This is a genomic window from Micromonospora sp. D75 (genome assembly GCF_018070405.1).
Taxonomy (GTDB): domain Bacteria; phylum Actinomycetota; class Actinomycetes; order Mycobacteriales; family Micromonosporaceae; genus Micromonospora; species Micromonospora chalcea.
Window position 1 is genome coordinate 19368 of record NZ_JAGPXV010000009.1, and the last position, 7680, is coordinate 27047.

The 7680-nt window shown below is 69.5% G+C and carries 5 protein-coding genes; 4 read left to right on the forward strand and 1 reads right to left on the reverse strand.

The features are described from left to right. The first annotated feature begins 61 nt into the window (after positions 1-61). From KBX39_RS01560 to KBX39_RS01575, 4 genes are all read left to right on the forward strand, one after another. The gene (locus tag KBX39_RS01560) at positions 62-2845 is read left to right on the forward strand and encodes an immune inhibitor A domain-containing protein (protein ID WP_247659769.1); all 2784 of its coding nucleotides are present in this window, start codon (positions 62-64) and stop codon (positions 2843-2845) included. Positions 2846-3203: 358 nt separating this feature from the next. Further along, positions 3204-5606, forward strand: coding sequence for an immune inhibitor A domain-containing protein (locus tag KBX39_RS01565; RefSeq protein WP_043327268.1), 2403 nt, complete (start codon positions 3204-3206; stop codon positions 5604-5606). A 169-nt stretch (positions 5607-5775) separates the two neighbouring features. Beyond that, positions 5776-6114, forward strand: coding sequence for a hypothetical protein (locus KBX39_RS01570; RefSeq protein ID WP_210868821.1), 339 nt, complete (start codon positions 5776-5778; stop codon positions 6112-6114). 103 nt (positions 6115-6217) lie between these two features. Next, a complete protein-coding gene (locus KBX39_RS01575; RefSeq protein WP_043327273.1) occupies positions 6218-7150 on the forward strand; it encodes an alpha/beta fold hydrolase in 933 nt (310 codons plus the stop codon). A gap of 1 nt (position 7151) precedes the next feature. Here KBX39_RS01575 and KBX39_RS01580 read toward each other — a convergent pair whose 3' ends face one another. Further along, complete coding sequence (locus KBX39_RS01580; RefSeq protein WP_043327276.1) at positions 7152-7517, reverse strand: hypothetical protein; 366 nt, start codon at positions 7515-7517, stop codon at positions 7152-7154. Positions 7518-7680 lie beyond the last annotated feature (163 nt).

Sequence of the window (7680 nt, forward strand, 5' to 3'; positions counted from 1 at the left end):
CGAGCGTCAGTGAGACGGCCGGTTCCCCACCATTCCCTACGAACGGAGTGGCATGCTCCCCATGTCGCAGCACAGGGCACGGCGACGCTTACTCGTCGCGCTGCCCGTCATCGCGCTCGCGGCCACGTCGCTGACCGTGACGGGCAGCGCGGCGGCCCAGCCGTCCCGGTCCGCACCGGTCACGATCGGGGCGGACGAGCACTACATCAACTACGCCGAGCCCGAGGTGCAGCCGGACACCGGCGGCAAGGAGATCAAGGGCCGTGACGGCGTCTTCACCTCGCCCGCGGACGAGGCCCGCGCCTACGACCGCAAGTACGCCGGGGGCAACCCGATCGCGGCCCGTGAGCTGGCCAAGCTGGAGGCCAAGTCCATCCGGACCGGCAAGAGCCCTCGCAAGATCAAGCAGGCAAAGAGTACGCAGACCGCCAAGCTGCTGACGCTGCTCGTCGAGTTCAACGACAACGCCAACGACGACTTCACAGACGTGATGGTCCCGAAGACGGTGTTCGAGGACCGCACCTGCGTTCCCGGCACGGTGCAGAACGGGCCGCGGCACAACACCATCCCGAACCCGGCCACGCTGCCGCACAAGGACAACAACTCGATGTGGGTGCCGGACTTCTCGCCGGCCCACTACGACAAGATGCTCTACAGCAAGAAGGGCATCACCGAGCGGGTCCGCAAGGATCTCAAGGGGCCGGACGGCAAGCCGGGCATCAGCCTCGCCGGGCGGACCATGCACAACATGTACCTGGAGATGTCCAAGGGCGCGTACACGGTGGACGGGCAGGCCACCCCGTGGATCACGGTGCCGCACTCGGAGGGCTGGTACGCCGCGTCGCGCTGTTTCCAGGACGAGAACGGCAACTGGGTCGCCGGGCGTGAGCAGTCGATGAACGGCCACCCGGACAACCCGCAGGGCGCCGGCCGCCTCGCCACCGACGCGATCGACGCGCTGGCCGCGGCCGACCCGAACTTCCCCTGGGCCGACTACGACATCGAGGACCAGAGCGACCGCGACGGCGACGGCAACTACCACGAGCCGGACGGCGTGATCGACCACCTGGTGCTGGTGCACGCCAACCAGGGCAAGTCCCGTGGCGGCGGCGACATCGGCATCTACTCGGTCTGGGCGCACTCCTCGACGGTGGCCGGCGGCTACACGATCCCCGGCACCAACCTCAAGGTGTCGAACTACATCGTGCAGCCGGAGGACGCCGGCGTCGGCGTCTTCGCCCACGAGTTCGGCCACGACCTGGGCCTGCCGGACCTCTACGACACCTCCGGCAACGCCGACTCGGACGTGGACTTCTGGGACCTGATGGCGTCCGGCTCGCACTCCGGCGAGATCTTCCAGGCGCTGCCCACCCACATGGGCCTGTGGGACAAGTGGGTGCTGGGCTGGGCCGAGCCGAAGACGTTCGGGCCGGGTGACCGGTCCAAACTGGTCAAGCTCGGGCAGACGTCGCGTACGCCGGTCGGCACCGAGGACGGCATCAAGATCGACCTGCCGGACAAGGTGATCTCACTGGCGACGCCGCACAGCGGCGGCAACATGTGGTACTCCGGCGCGGACCAGAACTGGGCCGACGTCAAGCTCAGCCGCACGGTGACCGTCCCGAACGCCGCCGACGCGAAGTTCTGGATGTGGAACAACTACGTCATCGAGGCGGACTGGGACTTCGGCTTCGTCGAGGTCTCCACCGACGGCGGCGCCACCTGGAACGAGCAGAAGGTGTACGCCGAGGGCGGCGCGCTGGTCTCCACAAACGACGGCTACGCCGACCCGAACGGCCGGATGGTCGACTTCGGCAACAAGAAGTACGGCCTGAGCGGCAGCACCGGCGGCTGGCGGCACGACTACGTCGACCTGTCGTCGTTCGCCGGGCAGACCGTGCAGGTGCGGCTGCGGTACGCCACCGACGAGGCGTTCGTCGAGCGCGGCTGGTTCGCCGACGACTTCTCGGTGACCGGCGGCGGCGCCACCACCTGGAGCGACGACGTGGAGAGCGGCGCGGCGGGCTGGACCCAGACCGGCGGCACCTTCACCGACACCAGCGGCGCGGGTTGGTACATCGACTCGGGCACGCAGGTCAAGTCGCACTACTACCTGGCCGAGTGGCGTAACTTCGACGGCTTCGACAACGGCCTGAAGTACACCTACGACACCGTCTACTCGCACGAGGCGTGGAAGGTCGACCGGATCGCGTACAACGCGCCGGGCATGCTGGTCTGGTACCGGGACACCCAGCTCGGCGACGTCAACCACGTCACCGCGCAGATGACCGCGCTGCCCAGCTACGGCGCCAAGGGCGGTCTGCTGATCGTCGACTCGCACAACGACCCGCTGCGCCGCAAGGGCACCGCGGCCGAGAAGGACCCGTCGGTGCTGAAGAACCTGCCCAGCCGGCCGCAGTCCTCCAACGCCGCGTTCGGCCTCAAGCCCACGTACCCGTTCAAGGAGTGCCTGGAGGCGGCGGACGAGCCGTACAGCGAGTACTGCACGAAGTTCGGCCCGCAGGCGCCGGTGAAGGGCTTCACCGACGCCAAGGGCTGGTACCCGGGCATCGAGATCCGTGACGGCGCCGCGTACGCGCGGGACAACGACGCCTCGGTGGTCGTCCCGTCGCGGGGCAACCAGCAGTACACGACCCGGGTGGTGAACCCGGACGGCTCTCCGGCCACCGACTACTACGGTTCGACGCTGGGTGGCGGGGCGATCGTGCTCGGCACCGGCAACCCGGGTGACGCGGGCGTCCAGTACGGCGTCTCGATCATCATCAAGCGGGCCGCCAAGGACAACTCGTACGCCCAGGTGTACGTGGTCCCGCCGCGTCCCTGAAACGGGCGCGGTCAAAGCGGAACCGGAATGACCGAAAAATGATCTGATCTAGCTCGATGGGGGAAGGGCCGGGAGCGTGAGCGCTCCCGGCCCTTCCGCGCAACCCATTAATCCATGCATGTCTCTGCAATCGCGGCTCCGCGCATCGTCGCTGGTCAACGACTCGGTGACGGGCAGGTGTGTGACGGTGAAAAGCGTTCTCAACAAAAAGTTGCAACAAATCGACGCACGCGTCTTCCCACCAGTCGCAGCAGTGTCTATGTTCACCCTTGGTCCCACCAGTGGACCGTTCCACCGGCCCGTACCCCCAGTTGGGCCGGTTCCCTCACACCGGAGGTACCACGTGCGCAAAGTCGCAGTGGGTCTGCTCGGGCTTTCGCTGACCGCGACGGGGCTGGTGGCAGGCACGGCCGCCAGCGCCGCGCCGACGCCGAAGCTGCCGGCCGCCGCTCCGTCGGTGGCCGAGCCTGCGCAGGCTGAGCACGACCTGCCCAACCCGCTCGAGGAGAAGCGGCGCGCGCTGCGCCAGGAAGGCCTCAGCGAGGTCCTGTCCGGCAGGGCGAAGGCCCAGAAGATCAACGGCAGCACGGTCGTCAAGGTCGGCGAGCGGGCCGCCGCCGGTCCCGCGGCGGGCAAGGCAGCCAAGAGCACCAAGGCCGGCAAGGGTCCGACCAAGGACCAGTACGTCGAACTCTCCCGCGAGCGGACCGACAGGATCTTCGTCATCCTCGCGGAGTTCGGCGACGAGCGGCACCCGAACTACCCGGACCAGGACACCGACCCGGACACCCCGGGCCCGACCCGGTTCGACGGTCCGCTCCGCAACCAGATCCCCCAGCCCAACCGCGCGGTGGACAACTCCACGGTCTGGCAGGCGGACTACAGCGCCGACTACTACCGGCAGCTGTACTTCGGCACCAACCCGGGCGACGAGTCGCTGAAGCAGTACTACGAGGCCCAGTCCTCGGGTCGGTACAGCGTCGACGGCGAGGTCACCAACTGGGTGAAGGTGCGGTACAACGAGGCTCGCTACGGCCGCTCCGGCGGCTACCCGTGTGCCTCGAACGTCTGCACCAACACCTGGGCCCTGGTCCGCGACGCCGCCAACCAGTGGGTCGCCGACCAGAAGGCGCAGGGCCGCTCCGACGCGGAGATCGCCGCGGACGTCAAGGCGATGGACCAGTGGGACCGGTACGACTTCGACGGCGACGGCGACTTCAACGAGCCGGACGGCTACATCGACCACTTCCAGATCGTCCACGCCGGCGGCGACGAGGCCGACGGTGACCCGTACCAGGGTGAGGACGCCATCTGGAGCCACCGGTGGTACGCCTTCGCCAGCGACCAGGGCAACACCGGCCCGGAGAACTTCCCGGCCGGCGGCACCCAGATCGGCAACACCGGCGTCTGGATCGGTGACTACACGATCCAGCCGGAGAACGGTGGCCGGAGCGTCTTCTACCACGAGTACGGCCACGACCTCGGTCTGCCGGACGACTACAACGTGGTCAGCGGTGGGGACAACAACAACGAGCACTGGACCCTGATGGCCCAGAGCCGGCTCGGCGCCAAGAACGACGGCGGCATCGGCGAGCGCGGTGGCGACCTCGGCGCCTGGAACAAGCTCCAGCTCGGCTGGCTCGACTACGAGGTGATCGTGGCCGGCCAGAAGCGCACCCTGGAACTCGGGCCGCAGGAGTACAACTCCAACAAGGCCCAGGGCGCCGTGGTGGTGCTGCCGCAGCGGGAGTACACGTTCCAGAACGGCAAGCCGTTCGAGGGTACGAAGCAGTTCTTCTCGGGCAACGACGACGACCTGAACAACACGATGACGCGCACTGTCGACCTCACCGGGAAGACCAGCGCCGCGCTGTCGATGAAGGGTCGCTACAGCATCGAGGCGGACTACGACTACCTGTTCTTCGAGGCGTCCACCGACGGTGGCCAGACCTGGACCTCGCTGCCCGGTACGGCCAACGGCACCCCGCTGAAGGAGATCTCCCCCGGGCGCTACGCCCTGGACGGCTCCAGCAACGACCAGTGGGTCGACGTCAACATCCCGATGGACGCGGTCGCCGGCAAGGTCGTGCAGTTCCGGCTCCGCTACCAGACGGACGGCGGCGTGTCCGAGGGCGGCTTCTACGGTGACGCGATCACCGTGACCGCCGACGGTCAGACCCTCCTCACCGACGGCGCCGAGGCCGGTGCCAACGGCTGGACCCTCAGCGGCTTCAGCATCGTCGAGGAGACCTACACCCGTAAGTTCGACAACTACTACATCGCCGGTCACCGGTCGTACGTCTCGTACGACAAGTACCTCAAGACCGGCCCGTACTTCTTCGGCTACGCGAACACCCGCCCGGACTACGTGGACCACTACGCGTACCAGGAGGGTCTGCTGATCTCCTACTGGAACCTGCGGTTCGCGGACAACGACACGTTCGCGCACCCGGGTGAGGGTCGGAACATGATCATCGACGCGCACCCGCGGCCGATCTACAACCTGACCGGCCAGCCCTGGCGGGCCCGTGTCCAGGTCTACGACGCGCCGTTCAGCCTGAAGAAGGCCGACTCGTTCACGCTGCACATCAACAGCCAGCCGCAGTACATCCGCGGTCAGGACGCGCAGCCGCTGTTCGACGACACCAAGCAGTACTGGTACCCGGAGCTGCCGAACCACGGCGTCAAGCTCCCGGCCACCGGCACCAAGATCAAGGTCCTGGAGCAGAACGGCACCTCGCTGAAGGTCCGCTTCTCCTGATCCACTGATCGACGCGCCACGCGATGCCCGGGCGGGCTCACCGCCCGGGCATCGCCCTTTCCGGGAACCCGGCGTACCCCGCCCGCGTCCCATCCGTTCGACACCCGCCCCACGCTGCCGGCCGCCCCACGACGGCGCTGATCGACGGCGCGGCCGAGACGGAGGATCCGTGTCCGACGACCACCAGCCGGCCGCGAGCGGCGCGGGCACGCCCGCCGACCGGCCCGCGCCGCTGTCCGCCACCGAACTGCCGACGCTGCGGCGTCCCGCCGGCCCGCCGAGGAAGCCGACCGACAACCGGCCAGCCGGCGTCGTCGCCGGATGGATCACCCGGGGCGGCTCCGGACCCTGCTACGGCCTGATGGACGAGAACGGCACGGAGTACGCCGTGTACGGCCCGGACGCCGGGGAGTTGCGCAAGGGCGACTTCGTCTCGCTGCGGCTCACCGCACGGGACCGCTCGGTGGACTGCGGGCCCGGCATCCCCATGCGCGTCGCCGAATCCTGACCCCGCAGCGGTCGCCGGGCCACATGGGTCACCTCCCGGAGAAATCCCTGATCCTGGTCACCTGCGAGCCCGATGCGCGATCGGCGGCCCTAGGCTGTGCCCCATGACCGACCAGCGCGGCGGACCCGTCGACGAGTCCTGCGTCCTGCCCGAGGGGCCGTGGACGCACCGGTTCGTCGGTGCCAACGGCAGCCGGTTCCACGTCGTCGAGGCGGGCGCCGGTCCGATGGTGCTCTTCCTCCACGGCTTCCCCGAGTACTGGTACGCCTGGCACGAGATGCTGCCGGCGGTCGCGGACGCGGGCTTCCGGGCGGTCGCCGTCGACCTGCGCGGCTACGGCGCGAGCGACAAACCACCCCGGGGGTACGACGGCTACACGCTCGCCGCCGACGTCGCCGGCCTGATCCGCGCACTCGGCGAGCGATCGGCCACGGTGGTCGGCACCGGCGCGGGCGGGCTCATCGCCTGGACCGCCGCCTCCTTCCACCCGACCCTGGTCCGGCGGCTCGTGGTGCTCGGCGCGCCGCACCCGCTGCGGCTGCGGGCCGCCATCTTCGCCGACCCGCGCGGCCAGTTCGCCTCGGCCACCGCGACGCTCAAGTTCCAGCTCCCCCGCTACGAGCACGTCCTGACCCGGGACGACGCCGCCGAGGTGGAGGAGATCCTGCGCCGGTGGGGCGGCCCGCGCTGGGCGGACAGCCCCGACTTCGCCGCCTACGCCCACTGCTGCCGGGTCGCGATGCAGATCCCGCAGGCCGCGTTCTGCGCGATGGAGGGCTACCGCTGGGCGTTCCGCTCGGTGCTGCGGCTGCACGGCTACCGCTTCGTGAAGCTGATGCAGAAGCCGCTCGTCACGCCGACCCTGCAACTGCACGGCGCGCTGGACCGCGCGTCGCTTCCCCGTACCGCCCAGGGCTCCGGCCGCTACGTCAGCGCGCCGTACGAGTGGCGGCTGCTCGACGACGTGGGGCACTTCCCCCACGTGGAGGCCCGTGACCTGGTGCTCGGCGAGGTCCTGCGCTGGGCGAAGTCCTGACTCAGACCCGCTGCTCGCCCAGGTCGGCCACCTCGGTCGCGGGCGCCCAGCCCTGGTAGACACCGAAGTCGAACGCCTCCAGCCCCATCGCCTCGGCCACCGGCCAGCGCCCACCCGTGTACTCCAGCCGCAGCCAGCCCTCGTGCTCGGCCAGCACGATGAACGGCTGTCCCTGCCAGGTGCAGGTGGTCCGCACGTATGCGAGATCGTCGACCTCGGCCGCCGGCACCACCCGGACGTACCGGCCGGGGCGTACCTCGGTGAACCCCTCCTCCGGGCCGGGCTGGTAGAGGCGGACCTCGTCCCCGGCGGGGCTGGCCTGGTACTCCCGCCCCCGCCAGCGGGCCACGTAGCCGTCGCGGGTCACGCCTCGTCCGCCTTCCGCCAGACCAGCGCGTCGGTGTCCAGGACCGCGACCAGCCGCGTGGCGCCGTCCGCGCCGAGCCGCCACAGCTCGGCGCCGTGCGGCAGGCGGGCGCTGTCCACCTTGAACTCGGCGATCACGTCGCTGCTCTCCCCGGGGGCGAAGC

Bases quoted from the DNA above. Each gene is read 5' to 3' on its own strand.
- KBX39_RS01575 (WP_043327273.1), top strand. From the start codon at position 6,218: ATGACCGACCAGCGCGGCGGACCCGTCGACGAGTCCTGCGTCCTGCCC.
- KBX39_RS01560 (WP_247659769.1), top strand. From the start codon at position 62: ATGTCGCAGCACAGGGCACGGCGACGCTTACTCGTCGCGCTGCCCGTC.